Origin of the sequence: Planomonospora sp. ID91781 (genome assembly GCF_015711595.1) — a bacterium.
GTDB lineage: Bacteria > Actinomycetota > Actinomycetes > Streptosporangiales > Streptosporangiaceae > Planomonospora > Planomonospora parontospora.
In genome coordinates this window covers 1768735-1786535 of sequence record NZ_JABTEY010000002.1, presented here as the reverse complement: position 1 = coordinate 1786535, position 17801 = coordinate 1768735, and the positions used below count along the sequence as shown (strand labels likewise).

Annotated in this window: 20 protein-coding genes and 1 riboswitch; of the genes, 7 read left to right on the top strand and 13 right to left on the bottom strand. The window is 73.7% G+C overall.

Going from position 1 to position 17801, the window contains the following annotated elements; genetic code table 11:
* Positions 1-31: 31 nt before the first annotated feature.
* From HS048_RS27205 to HS048_RS27195, 3 genes are all read left to right on the top strand, one after another.
* Positions 32-901, top strand: a complete 870-nt coding sequence (locus tag HS048_RS27205; protein ID WP_307832667.1) for a DUF1707 domain-containing protein — start codon at positions 32-34, stop codon at positions 899-901.
* An 86-nt stretch (positions 902-987) separates the two neighbouring features.
* Positions 988-1488 carry a SigE family RNA polymerase sigma factor gene (locus HS048_RS27200; protein ID WP_068895941.1) on the top strand — a complete coding sequence of 167 codons (501 nt, stop codon included), beginning with the start codon at positions 988-990 and terminating at the stop codon, positions 1486-1488.
* Complete coding sequence (locus HS048_RS27195) at positions 1485-2333, top strand: hypothetical protein (RefSeq protein ID WP_196469073.1); 849 nt, start codon at positions 1485-1487, stop codon at positions 2331-2333. The genes HS048_RS27200 and HS048_RS27195 overlap by 4 nt, the downstream gene beginning before the upstream one ends.
* Before the next feature lie 17 nt (positions 2334-2350).
* On the opposite strand, the gene HS048_RS27190 is transcribed toward HS048_RS27195, so the two are convergent.
* From HS048_RS27190 to HS048_RS38280, 6 genes are all read right to left on the bottom strand, one after another.
* Complete coding sequence (locus tag HS048_RS27190; protein WP_307832666.1) at positions 2351-3109, bottom strand: sirohydrochlorin chelatase; 759 nt, start codon at positions 3107-3109, stop codon at positions 2351-2353.
* Positions 3106-3834 carry a phosphoadenylyl-sulfate reductase gene (locus tag HS048_RS27185; protein WP_068895935.1) on the bottom strand — a complete coding sequence of 243 codons (729 nt, stop codon included), beginning with the start codon at positions 3832-3834 and terminating at the stop codon, positions 3106-3108. The genes HS048_RS27190 and HS048_RS27185 overlap by 4 nt, the downstream gene beginning before the upstream one ends.
* Complete coding sequence (locus HS048_RS27180; protein ID WP_068895933.1) at positions 3831-3974, bottom strand: Insertion element protein; 144 nt, start codon at positions 3972-3974, stop codon at positions 3831-3833. Before HS048_RS27180 ends, HS048_RS27185 begins: the two co-directional genes overlap by 4 nt.
* Positions 3971-5653, bottom strand: a complete 1683-nt coding sequence (locus tag HS048_RS27175) for a nitrite/sulfite reductase (RefSeq protein WP_196469072.1) — start codon at positions 5651-5653, stop codon at positions 3971-3973. Before HS048_RS27175 ends, HS048_RS27180 begins: the two co-directional genes overlap by 4 nt.
* Before the next feature lie 165 nt (positions 5654-5818).
* Entirely contained in the window at positions 5819-5902 is an 84-nt protein-coding gene (locus HS048_RS39200; protein ID WP_373293860.1) for a putative leader peptide, read from the bottom strand.
* Between the two features lie 112 nt (positions 5903-6014).
* Positions 6015-6140 (bottom strand): hypothetical protein, encoded by a 126-nt coding sequence (locus HS048_RS38280; protein ID WP_255529732.1) that lies wholly within the window; start codon positions 6138-6140, stop codon positions 6015-6017.
* 178 nt (positions 6141-6318) lie between these two features.
* Here HS048_RS38280 and HS048_RS27170 point away from each other — a divergent pair, with 178 nt between their 5' ends.
* The 3 genes from HS048_RS27170 (at position 6319) to rsgA (ending at position 10036) form a co-directional block, all read left to right on the top strand.
* A complete protein-coding gene (locus tag HS048_RS27170; RefSeq protein ID WP_230881898.1) occupies positions 6319-7317 on the top strand; it encodes a YihY/virulence factor BrkB family protein in 999 nt (332 codons plus the stop codon).
* Positions 7310-7391, top strand: a riboswitch (ZMP/ZTP riboswitch). (Overlaps the previous gene by 8 nt.)
* Positions 7392-7423: 32 nt before the next feature.
* Positions 7424-8683, top strand: coding sequence for a serine hydroxymethyltransferase (gene glyA / locus HS048_RS27165; protein WP_068895928.1), 1260 nt, complete (start codon positions 7424-7426; stop codon positions 8681-8683).
* A 234-nt stretch (positions 8684-8917) separates the two neighbouring features.
* Positions 8918-10036: a ribosome small subunit-dependent GTPase A gene (rsgA, locus tag HS048_RS27160; protein WP_068895926.1), complete on the top strand. Its 1119-nt coding sequence runs from the start codon at positions 8918-8920 to the stop codon at positions 10034-10036.
* Positions 10037-10287: 251 nt separating this feature from the next.
* Here rsgA and HS048_RS27155 read toward each other — a convergent pair whose 3' ends face one another.
* The 4 genes from HS048_RS27155 to HS048_RS27140 all read right to left on the bottom strand — a co-directional run bounded on the left by HS048_RS27155 (position 10288) and on the right by HS048_RS27140 (position 13851).
* Positions 10288-10602 (bottom strand): WhiB family transcriptional regulator, encoded by a 315-nt coding sequence (locus HS048_RS27155; RefSeq protein ID WP_012893126.1) that lies wholly within the window; start codon positions 10600-10602, stop codon positions 10288-10290.
* A 102-nt stretch (positions 10603-10704) separates the two neighbouring features.
* On the bottom strand, positions 10705-11622 hold the full coding sequence (locus tag HS048_RS27150) for a sucrase ferredoxin (protein ID WP_196469071.1): 918 nt from the start codon (positions 11620-11622) through the stop codon (positions 10705-10707).
* Positions 11623-11719: 97 nt separating this feature from the next.
* Positions 11720-13240, bottom strand: coding sequence for a glycerol-3-phosphate dehydrogenase/oxidase (locus tag HS048_RS27145; RefSeq protein ID WP_196469070.1), 1521 nt, complete (start codon positions 13238-13240; stop codon positions 11720-11722).
* The gene (locus HS048_RS27140; protein WP_068895921.1) at positions 13237-13851 is read right to left on the bottom strand and encodes a TetR/AcrR family transcriptional regulator; all 615 of its coding nucleotides are present in this window, start codon (positions 13849-13851) and stop codon (positions 13237-13239) included. Before HS048_RS27140 ends, HS048_RS27145 begins: the two co-directional genes overlap by 4 nt.
* A gap of 46 nt (positions 13852-13897) precedes the next feature.
* Between HS048_RS27140 and HS048_RS27135 the strand changes: the two genes are divergently transcribed.
* Positions 13898-15466, top strand: coding sequence for an FAD-binding oxidoreductase (locus HS048_RS27135; RefSeq protein WP_068896220.1), 1569 nt, complete (start codon positions 13898-13900; stop codon positions 15464-15466).
* A 109-nt stretch (positions 15467-15575) separates the two neighbouring features.
* Here HS048_RS27135 and HS048_RS27130 read toward each other — a convergent pair whose 3' ends face one another.
* Genes HS048_RS27130 through HS048_RS27120 form a run of 3 tightly spaced genes read right to left on the bottom strand, consistent with a single transcriptional unit; the run spans position 15576 to position 17658 of the window.
* Positions 15576-16067, bottom strand: a complete 492-nt coding sequence (locus HS048_RS27130) for an MSMEG_6728 family protein (protein ID WP_196469069.1) — start codon at positions 16065-16067, stop codon at positions 15576-15578.
* A 55-nt stretch (positions 16068-16122) separates the two neighbouring features.
* A complete protein-coding gene (locus HS048_RS27125; protein ID WP_196469068.1) occupies positions 16123-17250 on the bottom strand; it encodes a zinc-binding dehydrogenase in 1128 nt (375 codons plus the stop codon).
* Positions 17251-17658, bottom strand: coding sequence for a thioesterase family protein (locus HS048_RS27120; RefSeq protein WP_196469067.1), 408 nt, complete (start codon positions 17656-17658; stop codon positions 17251-17253).
* Positions 17659-17801: the final 143 nt, after the last annotated feature.

The window sequence follows — 17801 nt, the reverse complement described above, 5'->3', positions numbered from 1 at the left end:
GGCCCGGGGTACTCGCGATATGTTGTGACTTGTGAGTGATCCGGGTGGAATTCGAGCGTCGGACGACGAGCGGGAAGCCGTCGTCGAGCGGCTGCGGGTCGCCTCGGTCGAGGGGCGGCTGACCCTCGGCGAGCTGACCGAGCGCACGGAGGCGGCCTACAGCGCCGTCACCCAGGCCGAACTCGCCGTCATCACCTCCGACCTGCCGCCGGCCGGCCAGGCCCCGGCGCCCGCCCACGCGCCCGCGCCCGCGGGGAAGGGCGGCCGGGCGCGGCGCTGGTTCGTGGCGGTGATGGGCGACTCCAAGCGGCGCGGCAAGTGGCGCATCGACGGGGAGCTCGGCGCGGTGGCCGTGATGGGCGACGTCGTGCTCGACCTGCGGGACGCCGAGGTCCGCACCGGCGTGGTGGACATCGCCGCCACGGCGGTCATGGGCGACGTGAAGGTCATCGTCCCGGACGGGGTGGACGTCGAGCTCGAGGGCATCGCGATCATGGGGGACAAGCGGGTCGACGTGCTCGAGGCGCCCCCCGGCACGAACGTGCCGCTGATCCGGGTCAAGGCGTTCGCCCTCATGGGCGACGTCAAGGTGATCGGCGACGCCCGGGCCGGGAGGAGCAAGAAGGCCTGGGCCGCCTGGCGGGAGCAGTGGCGCGAGCTGCGCGGGGAGCTGACCGGCGAACCGTACCGGCAGCTGCCGCCGCCCGCCCCGCACTGGGAGGGGCACCTGGGGCACGCGCCGCACGGGCAGGCTCACCCGCAGCCGGACCCGTACGGGCAGCCGTATCCTCCGCGGCCCGCCGAGCCGCCCCGGGCGCCCGGGGCGGCCCACCCGCTCCCCCCGCTCCCTCCCCTCCACCCGCCGCGGCACCCCGAGCCGCCGCGCCCGCCGGAGCGCTGAGAACGGATTCCCCGGGGCGTGCAACGCCCGGCGGGGGCCGGGCGGTAGTGATTCGGTGACTGCCACCGATCAGTGAGGACTACCGCATGCGTGACCGGGCCGACTTCGAGCGCTACGTCGAGCAGCGCTCGGCCCGTCTGCTGCGCACCGCGTACCTCCTCTGCCGCGACTGGGGCACGGCGGAGGACCTGTTGCAGACGGCGCTGGCCAAGGCGTGGTTCGCCTGGCGCAGGGTCGGGGAGAACCCCGACCCGTACGTGTACCGGATCCTGGCCAACACCCATGCCACCTGGTGGCGGCGGAGGTGGAAGGGCGAAGTCCCGACCGAGACGCTCCCGGAGGAGGCGGGCCGGGATCCGGCCGCCGACCTGGGGACGCGCGACGAGGTGCGCTCGGTGCTCGCGGCGCTGCCCGCCCGGCAGCGGGCGGTGCTGGTCCTGCGCTACTTCGCCGACCTGCCCGACGCGGAGATCGCCGAGATCCTCGGCTGTTCGGTGGCCACCGTGCGCAGCCAGGCCGCCAGGGCGCTGGCCAAGCTGCGCGTCGATCCCGCGGCCCGGGCCGCGCTCACCTCGGAGCTGAGATGACGATCACTGAGAGCGATCTGCGCGATCTCTTCGACACCGACAGCGGCGACGGTCCCTGCAGGGGCGTGACCGTGGCCGACGTCGACCGGCGGGCCCGCCGCATCAGGCGCCGCCGCCTCGGCGCGGCGGGCGGGGTGGCCGCGGCGGGACTCGCCGTCGCGATGGCCGCCACCCTGCCCGCCGGGACCGCGGGCGTGGTCCCCGAGGACGTCTGGACCGGCGTCATGTCCCGGCCGGAGGGCTCACCCGCCGTCGTCGGCACGCCCAGGGGCGGGCCGTTCATCGGGGAGTTGGTCGCGCAGCGGGGATTCACGGGCGGCGGAATGCGGAAGGAGCTCACGGTCCCGACCGGAGGCGGACGGATCGCGGTGACCCTGTGGTGCAGCGGGCCGGTGACCAAGGCCGCTCTCTGGGTCGACGGCCGGCTCGTGACGGCGGGCCCCTGCGGCCGGGGAAGCGGTGAAAGCGAGGAGACGGGAATCGGCGTCACCGAGAGCCCGGTGTACGCCGTCCACTGGACGGCGCCGCCGCAGGACCGCCGTCCCGCAGGGCACACCGTGGCCGGCGCGGTGCTGCGGGCCGGCGCGGTGCTGCGGGCCGGCGCGGGCGCCTCCGGCCCGGCGGAGGCGGATGCCGGGGACCCCCTCGAAGCGCTCATCGGGACGGAGGACGTCGAAGCCCTCCTGGCCGCGGGCGGGAGCTTCGACGCCACGTGGCGGATCGAGGTCCGGCGGTTGGACGAGCCCGAATGCCGGGACGACGTACGGCAGATCGACCCGGACACCGGTGAGATGGTCGTGCTCCGGTGCGGGGACCGGGCCGGCGCGCCGCCGCGGACCCCCTGACGGGCGCCTCCGCCGGGTCAGGCGGTGGCGGAGACCTCGGTCCTCCCCAGGGCCTGGCCGTACCGCTCCAGCAGCACGGAGGCGACCTCCGGGGCCGCGCCGAGCACGTCCGCCACGGTCTCCGCGCCCGCGGCGAGGGTGTTCGCGCGGATCCGGTCGGCGAAGTGGCCGGGGGCCAGCAGGTAGGGGGCCACGACCACGCGGGGCGCCCCGGCGGCCAGCAGCCGCCGCACCTCCGCCTCCGGGGCGGGCGCCGCGGCCGAGGCGTAGGCGGCGGTCGCCGCCCACCAGCCGCGCCGGGCCCAGTCGCGGGCGATCCGGGCGACGGTCGCGTTGGCCCGGTGGTCGCTGGAGCCCGCCGAGACCAGCACCACCGCGGTCTCCGGGTCGCCGGCGGCCACGCCCGCCTCGGCCAGCCGCCGCTCCAGGGCGGTGGTCAGCAGCGGGTGCGGGCCCAGCGTCGCGCCCCGGTGCACCCGCAGCCGCGGCTGCCGGGCCGCCGCCTCGGCCAGCGCGCCGGGGATGTCCACCCGGCTGTGGTAGGCCTCGGTGAGCAGCAGCGGCAGCACGGCCGCCTCCGCCTGCCCGGCCAGCACCCCGGCGAGCGTCGGCGGGGCGTGGTCGAGGTAGGCGGCCCGCACCGGGAGCCCCGGCCGCGCCTCCCTCACCAGATCCAGCAGGTCCTCCACCGTCGCGGCGGCGCGCGGGTCGCGGGACCCGTGCGCCACTGCGATCAGCGGGACCGGCCGGGCCCGCAGGAACGGGGTGCGGTTCACGTGTGGATGCCGCACTCGGTCTTGCCCATCCCGGCCCACCGGCCGCTGCGCGGGTCCTCGCCGGGGGCCACCTGGCGGGTGCAGGGGGCGCAGCCGATCGAGGGGTAGTCGTCGTAGTGCAGCGGGTTGATCAGCACCCCGTTGTCGGCCATGTAGTTGTCGACGTCGTCCTGCGTCCACCGGGCGATCGGGTTGATCTTGACCATCTGGCGCTTGGCGTCCCACTCCACGACCTTGATCCCGGCGCGGGTGCTGGCCTCGTCGCGGCGGATGCCGGACACCCAGGCGAGGTACGGCTCCAGCGCCCGGTTGAGCGGCTCGACCTTGCGCAGGAAGCAGCAGAGGTCGGGGTTGCGGCCGAACAGCCGCGGGCCGAGGTCGCGCTCCTGCTCGGCCACCGTCCGGGACGGCCGCACGTCGATCACGTTGACGTCGTAGACCTGCCGGACCGCGTCCCGGGTGCCGATCGTCTCGGCGAAGTGGTAGCCGGTGTCGATGAACAGCACGTCCACGCCCGGCTTGACCCTGCTGACCAGGTCGATCATCAGCGCGTCGCTCATCGACGCGGTCAGGCAGAGCCGGTCGCCGAAGGTCGCCGCGGCCCAGCGGATGATCTCGATGGCGGAGGCGTCCTCCAGGAACCGCGCGGCGGACTCGACGATGTCCTGCAGGTCGAGCGCGTCGCGCTGCTGACGTAATCCGATCTCCACGTCCACCAGGGTCATCTCACCACTCCGATTCCGAGAAACTTCAGCTTGAAGGCGCGGGCGCACGAGCGGCAGTACCAGCCGCCGTCGCCCTCGTAGGGCTCCAGGTCCTCTTCGCCGCAGTACGGGCAGTGGAACGGGACCGCTCTGCCGCTCATTTGAGGTCCGCGTCGTCGGCCCGCCGCGCCCAGGCGGCGAAGGTCTCGCCCTCGTTCCGCTGCTTCTCGAAGGTGCGCAGCACCCGCTCGACGTAGTCGGGCAGCTCCGCGGCGGTGGCCTTCAGGCCGCGGACCTTCCGGCCGAAGCCGGAGTCGGCGCCGAGCGAGCCGCCCAGCTGGATCTGGAAGCCCTCGACCTGCTCGCCGGCGTCGTTCACCACCAGCTGGCCCTTCAGGCCGATGTCGGCGGTCTGGACGCGCGCGCAGGAGTTGGGGCAGCCGTTGACGTTGATGGTCAGCTGGTCGGTGAAGTCCGGCAGCCGGGCCTCCAGCTCGTCGATCAGGTGGGAGGCGGTGTCCTTGGTGTCGACGATCGCCAGCTTGCAGAACTGGATGCCGGTGCAGGCCATCGTCTGGCGGCGGAAGGTGGAGGGGTTGACCTGCAGGTCGTTGGCCTCCAGCTCCGCCACCAGGCTGTCCACCCGGTCGGGGGCGACGTCGAGGACGACCATCTTCTGCTCGATCGTGGTGTGCACCCGGCCGGAGCCGTGCCGCTCGGCGATGTCGGCGATCAGGTGCAGCTTGTCACCGCTGAGGCGGCCGACCCGGGGGGTGAAGCCGACGTAGAAGTTGCCGTCCTTCTGCGGGAAGACGCCCACGTGGTCGCGGCGCTCGCTGCGCGGCGCCGCGGGCGCGGGGCCGTCGGGCAGGGTGTACCCGAGGTACTCGGATTCGAGAATTTCCCGGAACTTCTCCGGGCCCCAGTCGCTGACCAGGAACTTCAGCCGCGCCCGGTGGCGCAGGCGGCGGTAGCCGTAGTCGCGGAAGATGCCGATCACGCCGCCGTAGACCTTGGAGGCCTGCTCGGGGGTGACGAAGACGCCCAGGCGCTTGGCGAGCATCGGGTTGGTGGACAGGCCGCCGCCGACCCACAGGTCGTAGCCCGTCTGGCCCTGCTCGTTGACGACGCCGACGAAGGCCACGTCGTTGATCTCGTGCACGGTGCAGTGCGCCGGGCAGCCGCTCAGCGCGGTCTTGAACTTGCGCGGCAGGTTGGAGAAGTCCGGGTTGCCGACGTAGTCGTCGTAGATCTGGCGGACCTGGTCGGTGGCGTCGAGGACCTCGTCGCTGTCGATCCCGGCGAGCGGGCAGCCGATGATGACGCGCGGGACGTCGCCGCAGGCCTCGGTGGTCGACAGGCCCACCGCCTCCAGCCGCGCCCAGATGTCGGGGACCGACTCGATCTCGATCCAGTGGATCTGGATGTTCTGCCGGTCGGTGACGTCGGCGGTGCCGCGGCCGTACAGGTTGGAGATGTCGGCGATGGTGCGGAGCTGCTCCAGGCTGAGGCGGCCGCCGTCGATGCGGACGCGGAGCATGAAGTAGCGGTCGTCGAGCTCCTCGGGCGCCAGGACCGCGGTCTTGCCGCCGTCGATCCCGGGCCGGCGCTGGGTGTAGAGGCCGTACCAGCGCATCCGGCCCCGCAGGTCGGCCGGGTCGATGGAGTCGAAGCCGCCCTTGGAGTAGACGTCGATGATCCGCTGACGGACGTTGAGCCCGTCGTCGTTCTTCTTCAGTTCCTCGTTCTTGTTCAGCGGCTCTCGGTAGCCGAGAGCCCACTGGCCTTCGCCCTTCGGGCGCTTGTGGTGGCGGTTGGCCGGGCGGGCCGGGGTCGTCATGTGTGCGCGTCCTTACGGATGGAAGGGAAGACGTGACGGACACGCACAGGCTCCTCCCGCCTCATCATCGAGTGCGGGGGCCGGTTCTGCTCCGCGGGAAGCGGCTACTCCGGGGAAGAACGCCTGTCGCGCGCCGAGCCGGATGGAATCAGCGAAGGGCGACGGTCAACGGGCGTTGCGACAGATCGCGCTGCGGACACGCAGAAGGTCGACGTGGCGTCGCACGACGAGCATGGGGTCCGCTGGCATGTCCATGACGATACCTTGGCGGCCCGGGATGTCCAATATCGGGTCCACACTCTGGACGCGGTCTTGGTCCGGGCTTTGGCTCGGGCCGGGACCGGCCCCCGGAGGTACGGCCTCAGCCCTGGCGGGGCCAGTCCAGCGGGGACTCCCGGGGTTCGGCGGGGGGCTGGTGCTGGCAGTCGCACCACGACCCGCCCCGGCAGTCCTCGTGGTGGCGGTCCTTGCAGGAGTCGCAGATCATGCCTCCATTGTGCGGCCGGGCCCGCGTCCGCTCCGGGAGGCCCGGTGGTGCGGGCGAGGCCGGCGGGGCGCTCCCTCTCCGGATGGTTTCTCCGCAGGTCGCACGGGCAGCGGAAGGGCGCGGATCGCCACCGGCCGGATTCGTGGGACGGAGCCGCGGGGGAATACCGTTGGATGCCATGACGTCCACTGATGCCTCGGCGCGGCGGCCGGGACCGAAGCGGCGACGGCCGCGGGGCCACTCCAGGCTGCGCCGCCACAGCGCCAGGCTGCGGGCCGGGCTCTCCTGGGTGCGCGGCACCGGCACGTGGGCGCTGGCGGTGGCCACCACGAACGCGGGGGTCACCTACCGGGTCACCGGCCTGGCGGGGGAGGCGGCCTTCTTCGCGCTGCTGTCGCTCCCGCCGTTCGTGCTGGGCCTGATCGGCGTGGTCGGCCAGCTCACCAAGGTGTTCGGGCCGGAGACCGTGCAGGACGTCAGCCTCTGGATCGACCGGCAGGCCCACCTGCTGTTCACCGACAACGCCGTGGACACCGTGGTCACCCCGCTCATCGACGACGTGCTGAGACCGGAGAACCAGGTCTCGCTGATCTCGCTGGGCTTCGTGCTCGCGCTCTGGTCGGGCTCGCGGGCGCTGTACGTCTACGTGGACCTGATCACGGTGGCCTACGGCCTCGGCGAGGAGCGCGGCATCATCCGCACCCGCCTGATGTCCTTCGGGCTCTATCTCGCGGGCCTGCTGAGCGGCCTGCTGGTCATGCCGGTCCTGGTGCTCGGGCCCGAGGCGCTGCGCGGCACGCTGCCGCCCGACTACGGAGGGCTGGTGGACGTGCTCTACTGGCCGGTGGTGGTCGTCGGATCCGTCTTCTTCCTCACCCTGCTCTACCACGTCAGCGTGCCGGTTCGCACGCGCTGGTGGCGGGAGATGCCCGGCGCCGTGCTGGCGCTCATCATCTGGATCGCCTGCGCCGCGGTGCTGCGCGCGGTGCTGGCCGACTGGTTCACGCCGGTGTCCATCTACGGCTCGCTGGCCTCCCCGATCGCGGTGCTCCTGTGGCTGTACATCACGGCCCTGGCCGTGCTCATCGGCGCCACGCTCAACGCCGAGGTGGACCGGCTCTGGCCCGCCGACGGCACGGGACGGGTCAGCCGCGGGGGACGGTCCGATATCGTCTAAGCGCGACTGGCGCATTTGGTGGAACAACCACCGGGGAGCGGAAACGGCGGAGGCCGCGCGCCTGGGTCTCCGCGTGTCGTCAACGTAGGCAGGGAGTGAAGGCGCCATGAGTGGTTCTCTTTCCAGCGTCGATCCGCAGATCGCCGATCTGATCAAGGCGGAGGAGCGCCGCCAGACCGACACGGTCAAGCTGATCGCGTCGGAGAACTACGTCTCCAAGGCCGTGCTCGAGGCCACGGGCACCGTGCTCACGAACAAGTACTCCGAGGGCTACCCGGGCAAGCGCTACTACGAGGGCCAGCAGGTCATCGACCAGATCGAGACCCTGGCGATCGAGCGGGCCAAGTCGCTGTTCGGCGTGAACCACGCCAACGTCCAGCCCTACTCCGGCTCGCCCGCCAACCTCGCGATCTACATGGCCTTCCTGCAGCCCGGCGACACCGTGATGGGCATGGGCCTGCCCTTCGGCGGCCACCTCACCCACGGCTGGTCGGTCTCGGCCACCGGCAAGTGGTTCAACCCGGTCCGGTACGGCGTGCGCAAGGACACCGGCCGCGTGGACCTGGACGAGGTCCGCGAGATCGCCCTCCGCGAGCGCCCCAAGCTGATCTTCTGCGGCGGCACCGCGATCCCGCGCACGATCGACTTCCCGGCCTTCGCCGAGATCGCCCGCGAGGTCGGCGCCGTCCTCGCCGCGGACATCGCGCACATCGCCGGCCTGGTGGCCGGCGGTGCCCACCCGTCGCCGGTCGGCCACGCCGACGTCATCTCCACCACCACGCACAAGACGCTGCGCGGCCCGCGCGGCGCCATGCTGATGGCCACCTCCGACGAGCACGCCGCGGCGCTGAACAAGGCCGTCTTCCCCGGCCTGCAGGGCGGCCCGCACAACCACACCACCGCCGCCATCGCGGTGGCGCTCGGGGAGGCCGCCACCGAGGAGTTCAAGGCCTACGCCCACCAGGTCGTCGCCAACGCCCGGGCGCTGGCCGAGGAGCTGAACTCCCGCGGCTTCGACCTGGTCTCCGGCGGCACCGACAACCACCTCATCCTGATGGACCTGACCCCCAAGGGCGTCGGCGGCAAGCCCGCCGCCCAGGCCCTGGACCGGGCCGGGCTGGAGACCAACTACAACTCGGTGCCGTTCGACACGCGCAAGCCGTTCGACCCGTCGGGCATCCGGCTGGGCACCGCCGGCGTGACCAGCCGGGGCATGGGTACGGACGAGATGCGGCAGATCGGCGTCTGGATCGACCAGGTCGTCACCGCCCTGGCCAAGGGCGAGGACGAGGCCGAGCACGTCGTCGCCCGCGTGCAGGGCGAGGTGCGCGAGCTGACCTCGCGCTTCCCGGCCCCGGGCCTGTGACCTGACCGCCCGCGCGGCGCGCGGGCGGAAAAGCGTTTGCGGACACCGGCCGGGTCCGCGTTATAGTGGACCCGGCCACGTGCCGCCCGGTGACGCCGGGTGGCGACGACACGAGAGGGAGGTGAGGACTATGCGGGCCTTTCTGACGACCCCGCCGTCCGTCAACCTCCGGGTGTCCGCCTAGCCGACTTCACAGCGCGGGGCACCCGGTCTTCCACAAAGGGTGTACCCACGTTGTCCTCGTCAGTTCTTCCTGACTTCTACGATCTCTCCGCGCTCGGCTGGAACGACTCCCTCGCCGCCGGGCTCCCCGCCGGGACGCTGCCCGCCCGGGTGGCCCGCGTCGACCGCGGCGCCGCCGAGGTGCTCTGCGCCGAAGGCCAGCTGACCGCCCACTACAGCGCCCGCGTACGGCGGGCCGCCGCCGCCGACCCGGTCGACCTGCCCTGCGTGGGGGACTGGGCCGCGCTCCGCCGGCTCCCCGAGGGGCGCTTCGAGCTGGAGGCGCTGCTGCCGCGCCGTACCGCCTTCGTCCGGGGAGGGGTGGGCCGGACCTCGCAGGGCGGCCTGTCCGGTGACTCCCGGGGCCAGGTGCTGGCCGCCAACGTCGACGTCGTCTTCGTCGCCGAGCCCGCCCTGCACGCCACCGACACCGCCGACCTGGGCCGGATCGAGCGGCTGCTCGCCCTGGCCTGGGAGAGCGGGGGGCACCCGGTGGTCCTGGTCACCAAGGCCGACCTGATCGGCGACGGCCTCGCCTTCCTGATGGACGAGGTCGCCTCGGCCGCGCCCGGCGTGGACGTGCACGCCGTCTGCTCCGTCACCGGCGAGGGCGTGGACCTCGTCCGCGGCTACCTGGAGGGCTCCCGCACCGCGGTGGTGCTGGGCGCTTCGGGCGCGGGCAAGTCCACGCTGGTCAACGCCCTGGCCGGGGAGGCGGTGATGGAGACCCAGCAGGTCCGCGCGGGCGACGGCCGGGGCCGGCACACCACCGTGCACCGCGAGCTCATCCCGCTGCCCGGCGGCGGGCTCGTCATCGACACGCCCGGCATCCGCCGCATCGGCCTGTACGAGATGGGCGAGGGCGTGGAGGCGGTCTTCGCCGACATCGAGGAGCTCGCCGAGGAGTGCAGGTTCGCCGACTGCGGCCACGACAGCGAGCCGGGCTGCGCGGTCGTCGCCGCGATCGAGGACGGCACGCTCCCCGAGCGGCGGCTGGCCAGCTGGCGGAAGCTGCAGCGGGAGGCCGCCTGGATGGCGTCGCGGACCGACGCGCGGCTCCGCAAGGAATTGCAGAGCAAGTGGAAGGTCATCCACAAGGAGATGCGGAAGGCGGGCCGCAACCGGCCCTGAGCCGCGGGGTGACCGCTGTTCGAGGTGTGGGAGGTTCTCTCCGGCCGCCGGGCCGGAGGGAACGGCCCCGGCGCCGCGCTCGCACGCGGTGGGATGGCGCCGGAGTCCCGCTCGGCGACGTCCTCGCGGTTCCGCTCTGAGGAGGGGGAGGGCCCGCACGTGACGGGCCCGGATGCGACGACGTGTGATCTCGCTGCGGTTTCAGGGGATCAGCGAGATCACACGTACGGGGGGAAGCCGGGTGGAGGTGTTCAGGCGACGGCGCTGATGCCGGCGCTGGCGGCGCGGCGCATGCGACGACGGCGCTCGGAGGCGCGCTCGTCCTCGTTCAGACCGCCCCAGGTGCCGTACTTCTCCGGACGGGACAGCGCGTAGTCCAGGCACTCGGCGCGAACGGGGCACTGGGCGCAGATGGCCTTGGCCTTGCGCTCGCGGATGTCACGCTCGGGCTGACGCTCACCATCGGGACCGAAGAAGAGCACGAGGTCCTCGCCCCGGCACGCGGCGTCATCCTGCCAGCCCCAGCTGGGCCGAGGACGGGCGGTCTGCCGACGTACCTGAGACATGAGAAAACCACCTTCTAGTGAGAAGAATTTCGGGTTACTGCCGCATTGGACGCTTTTGACATCCTTGGTGCCAACGCGTGGATCAGCCGCGATGTTCCCCGATCAGGCCGGCACGGGCGTGGCGTACCGCACAGACGTGAGCCTGTCCAGCATGACCAGCCGATAGGTGGTGATCGTGTCGGCGCAAGCCGTACCACATGGCGCCGTGAGCGTCATGGGTTCAACCACTACCCGAAAACGAGCGTCGCTACCGCGCACGATGGCCTCGGTGGCTTCGCCGTCCGACCTGGAGGACTCCACGGCCACTCCGCCGACCGAGAGCTCTCCCGTGTGGGCACGGACGAAATGCTCGGCAGCTTGCAGTGGCTCAGGAATGCCCGCGCGCCCCCGGAAACGGTCGAGAACAACCTCGCCGGACCGGTACGCGTCCGCTGCTGCGATCGCAGCAGCCTGAGACATGCTGCCGTAGTAGAGGCCGTGTGGCAAGCACACGAGATTGGCGGCGTAGCGATCGCCGCCAACATGTGATGTTTCCCATGTTCTGTCCGGCCAAACCTCGGCCAGCGAACGAGCTAGGGGAAGTCCAATGCGGGCGCAGCACACGTTGCGCTTCGCGTGCGTGCAGACCAGAAAAACCGGCTCACTCACCAGTATGCAGGACTTGGGGAGCACTCCGGCCACCAGCGCGTCAAGGTCAAGATCGTCCGGGTCTGCGATCACGGCCTCGGCGAGCCACGGCTCGGGGCCGCGCGCGTCGCCCACCATGACGTGGACGCCGGGCCCCGGGGGCGCCGTCCGGCGGCCCGGCCGGCGGATCAGCTGGGGGCGGATGCCGAGGTGCGTCGCCCGCTTGACGAGGGTGCGCACGTCCTCGGGCAGGTCGCAGTCCTCCAGGTGGGACGCCCAGGGGCCGGTGTGCTCGATGAGCAGCCAGAAGCGGGCGCCGACCGTCGCGCTGGCATGGACCGGCATCTCCGCGGTATGGCTGAACGCGGAGTGCGGACATCCCTTCGCCGTCATCCGTGCCCCCTTCCCCGAGCCCTCTCGGTCCCCCTATCCAGGCTTAGGTAAGACTAACCTAACGGTTTCGCGGGTATGGCGGCGGGTTTGAAAAAGCTCAGCCCCGGTCGGGCTCCTCCGGATAGGCGAGCGCCGCCCGCGCGGCGGGCAGGGCCGCCTCCCGGTCCTGCGGCACCAGGCCGATCCGGGTCCGCCGGTCCAGCAGGTCGGCCGCGTCCAGCGCCCCCTCGTGCCGGACCGCCCAGACGAGTTCGGCCCCGGTGACCCCGGTGGGCAGCGGTTCGGCCAGTGCCGGGTCGCGCTCCATGAGGGCGCGCACGGCCCCGGCCTCGCCGCCGTACCGCCCGGCCAGCCGGTCGGCGGGCCGGGTCCCCGCAGGGACGGCCCCGACCAGGGGCAGCCGCGCCGTACGGCTCGGCCCCGCGTCCAGGCCGCGCGAGCGCACCACCAGGTCGACCGCGTCCTCGGCCATCCGCCGGTAGGTGGTGAGCTTGCCGCCCACGACCGTGACCGCCCCGTCCGCGGAGGTGAGCAGCGCGTGCCGCCGGGACAGGTCGGCGGTGTGCCCCCCGGCGGCCAGCAGCGGGCGCAGCCCGGCGAAGGTCCCGGCCACGTCCTCGCGCCGGACCGGGGCCCCCAGCACGGAGTTGAGCACGTCCAGCAGGAACGCGACGTCCTCCTCGGGGGCCTCCGGCACGTCCGGGACCGGCCCCTCCACCGGCTCGTCGGTCAGCCCGACGTGGATCCGCCCGTCGGCCTGGGGCAGGACCAGCGCGAAGCGGTTGCCCGTCCCCGGGATCGGCACGTGCAGGCCGGCCCGCAGCTCCGGCAGGGTCTCGGGGCGGAGCACCAGGTGGGTGCCGCGCGACGGGCGCAGCCGGATCCGCGGGTCGAGCCCGGCGGCCCAGACCCCGGTGGCGTTGATCACCGCCCGCGCCCGGATCGTGGCGGTCTCCCCGGTGAGCTCGTCGCGGACCCGCGCCCCGGCGCCGTCCAGTTCCAGCGCCCGGCACCGGGTCAGGACCGCCGCGCCGTGCGCGGCGGCCGTCCTGGCCAGCGCCACCACCAGCCGGGCGTCGTCGACCAGCCGTCCGTCCCAGGACAGCAGCGCCCCGCGCAGGCCGCCGGCCCGCAGCGGGGCGGCCAGCTCGCGCGCCCGCCCGGCGGAGATCTGGGACGGGCCGGGCAGCAGGCGGCGCGGCGTGCGCGCGGCGGCGCGCAGCCCGTCGCCGAGCCGGTAGCCGGCCATCACCGCCGCCGCCCGGCGCCGGGAGACCTCCGGGGTCAGCGGGAGCAGGTACGGCTGGGCCCGCACCAGGTGCGGAGCGGTGCGGGCGAGCAGGACACCGCGCTCCACCGCGCTCTCGCGGGCCACCCCGAGCTGCCCCCTGGCGAGGTAGCGCAGGCCGCCGTGGATCATCTTGGAGCTCCACCGGGAGGTGCCGAAGGCCAGGTCGAAGGCGTCGACCGCGGCCACCGACAGGCCTCGCGAGGCGGCGTCGAGGGCCGCGCCGGCGCCGGTGGCGCCCAGCCCGACCACCAGCACGTCGACGGTCCGGCCGTCGGCCAGCTCGGCGAGTTCGCGGGCGCGGCGGGCGGCGTTGAGGGAGGAGTTCACGGCGACAGGTACCTCTCCAGGAGGGTGGTGAGTTCGGCGTCCAGCACGTCTTCGGTGACCCGGTCCGGCGCGGCGGGGGCGGGCCCGTCCGGGGCGGCCGGGTCCAGCATGGTGGCGCCGGACAGCAGGAACGACTGCGCGGTCAGCAGCACGGCCCTGGCCTGGGCGCGCGCGTCGCCGGGCCGTACGGTGCCGGCCGCCCGGCCCCGGTTGATCGCCGACTCGATCAGGGCGAGCATGGCGTCGTGGCTGGAGCCCCGGCGGTCCAGCAGGTACGGCAGGAGCAGCTCGGGGTCCACTTCGACGATCTTGCGCCAGAGCGGGTGGCCGCGCAGCGCCCGGACCGACCCGACGGCGGCGGTGACCGGGTCGTCATCGGCGAAGCGGCCCGCGACCTCGACCCACTCCCGGGTCATCAGGTCGGCGACCAGGCTCCGCACGTCGGGCCAGTGGCGGTAGACGGTCATCCGGGACAGCCCCGCCCGGCGCGCCACGTCGGTGAGCGTGGTGCGCCGCACCCCGACGGCGAGCACGACCTCGCGCGCCGCGTCGAGGAGCGCGTCGGTGGAGCCCTTCGCCGGGCCGGTCTCGTTGTGACGGTTGGACGTCATATGTCACAGTGTAGGGGTGGAGATTCCGAAGACCGCCGCCGAACCGATGCTCTGGTCCGGCTGGGGCGACCCCGCCCGGGCCGCCGACCTGCCCGAGCCGATCCGCGGGCTGCTGGCGGACCTGCTGGGCGTGCGCCCGCCCGCGAGCCCCGCGGTGCGCCTGGACGAGGTGCGGCTGCCCGCCCCGGCCCTGCCCGGGCAGGTCCTCGACGAGCTGCGCGGCGTCGTCGGCCCCGGCCACGTGCGCTGCGACGACGAGGCGAGGATCCGGCGCACCCGGGGCAGGTCCACGCCCGACCTGCTGCGCCTGCGCGCCGGGGACGGCTCCGACGCGCCCGACGCGGTGGTGCTGCCCGGCTCGCACGCCGAGGTGCTGGAGCTGCTGCGCATCTGCGCCGCGCACCGGGTCGCGGTGGTCCCGTTCGGCGGGGGCACCTCCGTCGTCGGCGGCCTGACCCCGGTCCGCGAGGGCTTCGCCGGGGTGGTCGCCCTCGACCTGGCCCGGCTGAACCGGCTGGTCGCGGTGGACACCGAGTCGATGGTCGCGGAGCTGGAGCCCGGCCTGCGCGCGCCGCAGGCCGAGGAGCTGCTCGCCGCCCGCGGCCTCACGCTGGGCCACTTCCCGCAGTCGTTCGAGTACGCCACGCTGGGCGGTTTCGCCGCGGCCCGCTCCAGCGGCCAGGCCTCCGCCGGGTACGGCCGCTTCGACGACATGGTCGTCGGCCTGACCGCGGCCACCCCGCGCGGCACCCTGGAACTGGGCCGCGCGCCCAAGTCCGCGGCGGGCCCGGACCTGCGCCAGGTGGTGCTCGGCTCGGAGGGCGCCTTCGGGGTGATCACCTCGCTCCGGCTGCGGGTGCGGCCGGCCCCGGCCGCCCGGATCTACGAGGGCTGGCGGTTCCCCTCCTTCGCGGAGGGCACCGCCGCGCTGCGGCGCCTGGCCCAGGACGGTCCCGTCCCCACCGTGCTGCGCCTGTCCGACGAGACCGAGACGATGGTCGGCCTGGCCAAGCCGGGCGAGATCGGCGGTGCGGCGGCCGAGGGGGGCTGCCTGGTGATCGCCGGCTACGAGGGGGAGGCGGCAGAGGCGGCCGGGCGCCGCGACCGGGCCGCCGAGGCGCTGACCGGTCTCGGCGGGACCTGCCTGGGGCCAGGGCCCGGCGACGCCTGGGAACACGGCCGCTACTCGGCCCCCTACCTGCGGGACTCGCTGCTCGCCGCCGGCGCCACCGTGGAGACGCTGGAGACGGCCGCCTTCTGGTCCGGCCTGCCCCGCCTCTACGACGCCGTACGGCTGGCGCTGCACGGCGCGCTCGGCTCACCGCTGGTGATGTGCCACGTCTCCCACGTGTACGCCACGGGCGCCTCGCTCTACTTCACCGTCGTCACCGCGCAGAGCGGCGACCCGCTCGCCCAGTGGGCGGCGGCCAAGCGGGCGGCCAATGAGGCGATCGTCGCGGCGGGCGGCACGATCTCGCACCACCACGGCGTCGGCCGCGACCACCGCGAGGCCTACGCCGCCGAGATCGGCGAGCTGGGCGTGGAGGTCCTGCGCGGGATCAAGGAGCGGCTCGACCCCGCCGGCGTGCTCAACCCCGGGGTGCTGATCCCCTGACCGCGCCGGCCCGCCCGTCGTGCCGGTCTTCCGGCCCGGCCTGTCGCGGGCCGGGCCGGGTCCTGCGGAGGGCTCCCGCCGGGCCTGCCCGGATGGGGGGACCGGCCCGTCACCCGGGCGGACTCGGCGGGCACGACGGGGGCCGGTCGGAGGCGGGCCAGACGTACGGCAGGTCGTCCGGCTCGTCGCCGAAGGCGGGGCGGTACAGCTCGGGGGCCTTGCGCAGCAGCGACGAGCGGTGGCTGCGGTGGAAGGCCGGGTCCCCCAGCCAGGGCGGCAGCTCGCCGGCGGCCGCCAGCTCCGGCTGGGAGCGGGGGGAGGCGACGCCGCAGCGCTCGGCCAGCTCTCCCGCCATGGTGGCCGAGCAGGTGTCGGCCCGGCCCGTGGCGCACCAGTGGCCGCAGATCTGCAGGCCGTACCGGACCAGGGCCTCCTCGTAGCCGGTCCACATCTTCACCGCGGGGTGGTTGCGCCAGCCGTACCCGTGGACGGTCAGCGCGCGCAGGATCTGCAGCGTCTCGACCCGCTGCTTGCCCAGGCGGAGCGGGTCGAGGACGCGCGCGGTGGCGTCGAAGTCCGGGTAGGGGAGGAAGGTCTGCATCGCCCTCCTGTCGTCGATCGCCTCCGGCGTGGGGGCCCCGCCTTCCGGGGTCCCGTCACATCACGATCACCTGGCGGACCGCCTCGCCGGTGTGCAGGCGGTCGAAGCCCTCGTTCACCTCATCCAGCGTAAGCCGGTGCGACAGCAGGGCGTCCACCGGGAGCACCCCGGCGCGGTACATGCCGACGAAGCGCGGCACGTCCCGGCGTGGGACGCACGAGCCGAGGTAGCTGCCGCGCAGCGTGCGCTCCTCGGCGACCAGGCTGAGCGCGGGCAGGGTGAGCTCGCGGGAGGGGTCGGGCAGGCCGACGGTGACCGTCGTGCCGCCCCGCGCGGTGGCCCGGTAGGCCTGCTCCAGGACCGGGACGACCCCGGTGGTGTCGACGACCTTCTCCGCCCCGCCGCCGGTGATCTCCCGGATCGCCTCGACGGCGTCCGGGCCGCCCGCGACGGTGTGCGTCGCGCCGAGCCTGCGCGCCAGCTCCAGTTTCGCGCCGACCACGTCCACCGCCACCAGGGTGGCGGCTCCGGCGGCCTTGGCGGCCAGCAGCGCGGCCAGTCCCACGCCGCCCAGGCCGAACACCGCGACGCCGTCGCCGGGGGAGACGCCGGCGCTGTAGAACGCGGCTCCCGCCCCGGTCAGCACGGCGCAGCCGAACAGGGCCGCGATCTCGAAGGGCAGTTCGGGGTCGATCTTCACCGCGGAGCGGGCCGAGACCACGGTGTACTCCGAGAAGGCCGAGACGCCGAGGTGGTGCCGGGGGCGGGCGCCGTCGGCGGCGGCGAAGCGCAGGCCGCCACCGAGCAGGGTGCCGTTCCCGTTGGCCGCGGCGCCCGGCTCGCACAGCGCGGGACGGCCCGCCACGCAGCGCGGGCAGTGCCCGCAGGCGGGCACGAAGGACAGCACCACGTGGTCGCCGGGGGCGAACTCGGCGCCCTGGCCGGCCTCCACGACCTCGCCCGCGGCCTCGTGGCCGAGGGCCATCGGGAGCGGCCGGAGCCGGGAGCCGTCGATCACCGACAGGTCGGAGTGGCACAGGCCCGCCGCGCGGACCCGGACGAGCAGCTCCCCGGGGCCGGGCGCCTCCAGCGTCAGCGGCATGATCTCCAGGGGCCGCGACGAGGCGTACGGGGCCGGGCGGCCCGACTCGACGAGGACGGCGGCGCGGGTGGACGTGCTCATCTAAGTGATCACCAGTTTCTCCATGGCGGCGCGCAGCGGCGCCGGGATCTCGCCGGGCCGCCGGGTCTCCCGGTCCACGAACACGTGGACGAAGTGCCCCTCGGCCACGACCGTCTCGCCGTCCTCGCGGAACAGGCCGAGCTCGTAGCGGACGCTGGAGCGGCCCAGCCTCCCGATCCTGAGGCCGACCCGGACGTATTCGGGGAAGGAGACCGGGGCCTTGTAGACGCAGTGCGACTCCACGCACAGGCCGATGGCGTCCCCCTCGTGGATGTCGAGACCCGCGGTCCTGATCAGCCAGGTGTTGATCACCGTGTCCATCAGCGAGTAGTGGACCGTGTTGTTCATGTGGCCGTAGACGTCGTTGTCCTTCCACCGGGTGGGGACCGTCTCCCAGTACGCGTACACGGACAGAACTATATTCCAGAGTGGATCGGCGGGAGGGCGCGGGGGCGGGATGGGGAGCCCCTCTCCGTTCCGGGAGGCCGGTGCGTTACCGGAGCGAGTGCGTCATGTCATCTCTTCTCGCCCATTGGATGATCCATCCAACC

What these genes read in the sequence shown, in the direction of transcription:
- HS048_RS27175 (WP_196469072.1), bottom strand. Translation starts at nt 5,653, where the DNA reads ATGACGACCCCGGCCCGCCCGGCCAACCGCCACCACAAGCGCCCGAAG.
- HS048_RS27125 (WP_196469068.1), bottom strand. Translation starts at nt 17,250, where the DNA reads ATGAGCACGTCCACCCGCGCCGCCGTCCTCGTCGAGTCGGGCCGCCCG.
- HS048_RS27195 (WP_196469073.1), top strand. Translation starts at nt 1,485, where the DNA reads ATGACGATCACTGAGAGCGATCTGCGCGATCTCTTCGACACCGACAGC.
- glyA (WP_068895928.1), top strand. Translation starts at nt 7,424, where the DNA reads ATGAGTGGTTCTCTTTCCAGCGTCGATCCGCAGATCGCCGATCTGATC.
- HS048_RS27170 (WP_230881898.1), top strand. Translation starts at nt 6,319, where the DNA reads ATGACGTCCACTGATGCCTCGGCGCGGCGGCCGGGACCGAAGCGGCGA.
- HS048_RS27200 (WP_068895941.1), top strand. Translation starts at nt 988, where the DNA reads ATGCGTGACCGGGCCGACTTCGAGCGCTACGTCGAGCAGCGCTCGGCC.
- HS048_RS27130 (WP_196469069.1), bottom strand. Translation starts at nt 16,067, where the DNA reads ATGCAGACCTTCCTCCCCTACCCGGACTTCGACGCCACCGCGCGCGTC.
- HS048_RS27150 (WP_196469071.1), bottom strand. Translation starts at nt 11,622, where the DNA reads ATGACGGCGAAGGGATGTCCGCACTCCGCGTTCAGCCATACCGCGGAG.
- HS048_RS27135 (WP_068896220.1), top strand. Translation starts at nt 13,898, where the DNA reads ATGCTCTGGTCCGGCTGGGGCGACCCCGCCCGGGCCGCCGACCTGCCC.
- HS048_RS38280 (WP_255529732.1), bottom strand. Translation starts at nt 6,140, where the DNA reads ATGATCTGCGACTCCTGCAAGGACCGCCACCACGAGGACTGCCGGGGC.
- HS048_RS27180 (WP_068895933.1), bottom strand. Translation starts at nt 3,974, where the DNA reads ATGAGCGGCAGAGCGGTCCCGTTCCACTGCCCGTACTGCGGCGAAGAG.
- HS048_RS27185 (WP_068895935.1), bottom strand. Translation starts at nt 3,834, where the DNA reads ATGACCCTGGTGGACGTGGAGATCGGATTACGTCAGCAGCGCGACGCG.
- HS048_RS27140 (WP_068895921.1), bottom strand. Translation starts at nt 13,851, where the DNA reads ATGACGTCCAACCGTCACAACGAGACCGGCCCGGCGAAGGGCTCCACC.
- HS048_RS27155 (WP_012893126.1), bottom strand. Translation starts at nt 10,602, where the DNA reads ATGTCTCAGGTACGTCGGCAGACCGCCCGTCCTCGGCCCAGCTGGGGC.
- HS048_RS39200 (WP_373293860.1), bottom strand. Translation starts at nt 5,902, where the DNA reads ATGCCAGCGGACCCCATGCTCGTCGTGCGACGCCACGTCGACCTTCTG.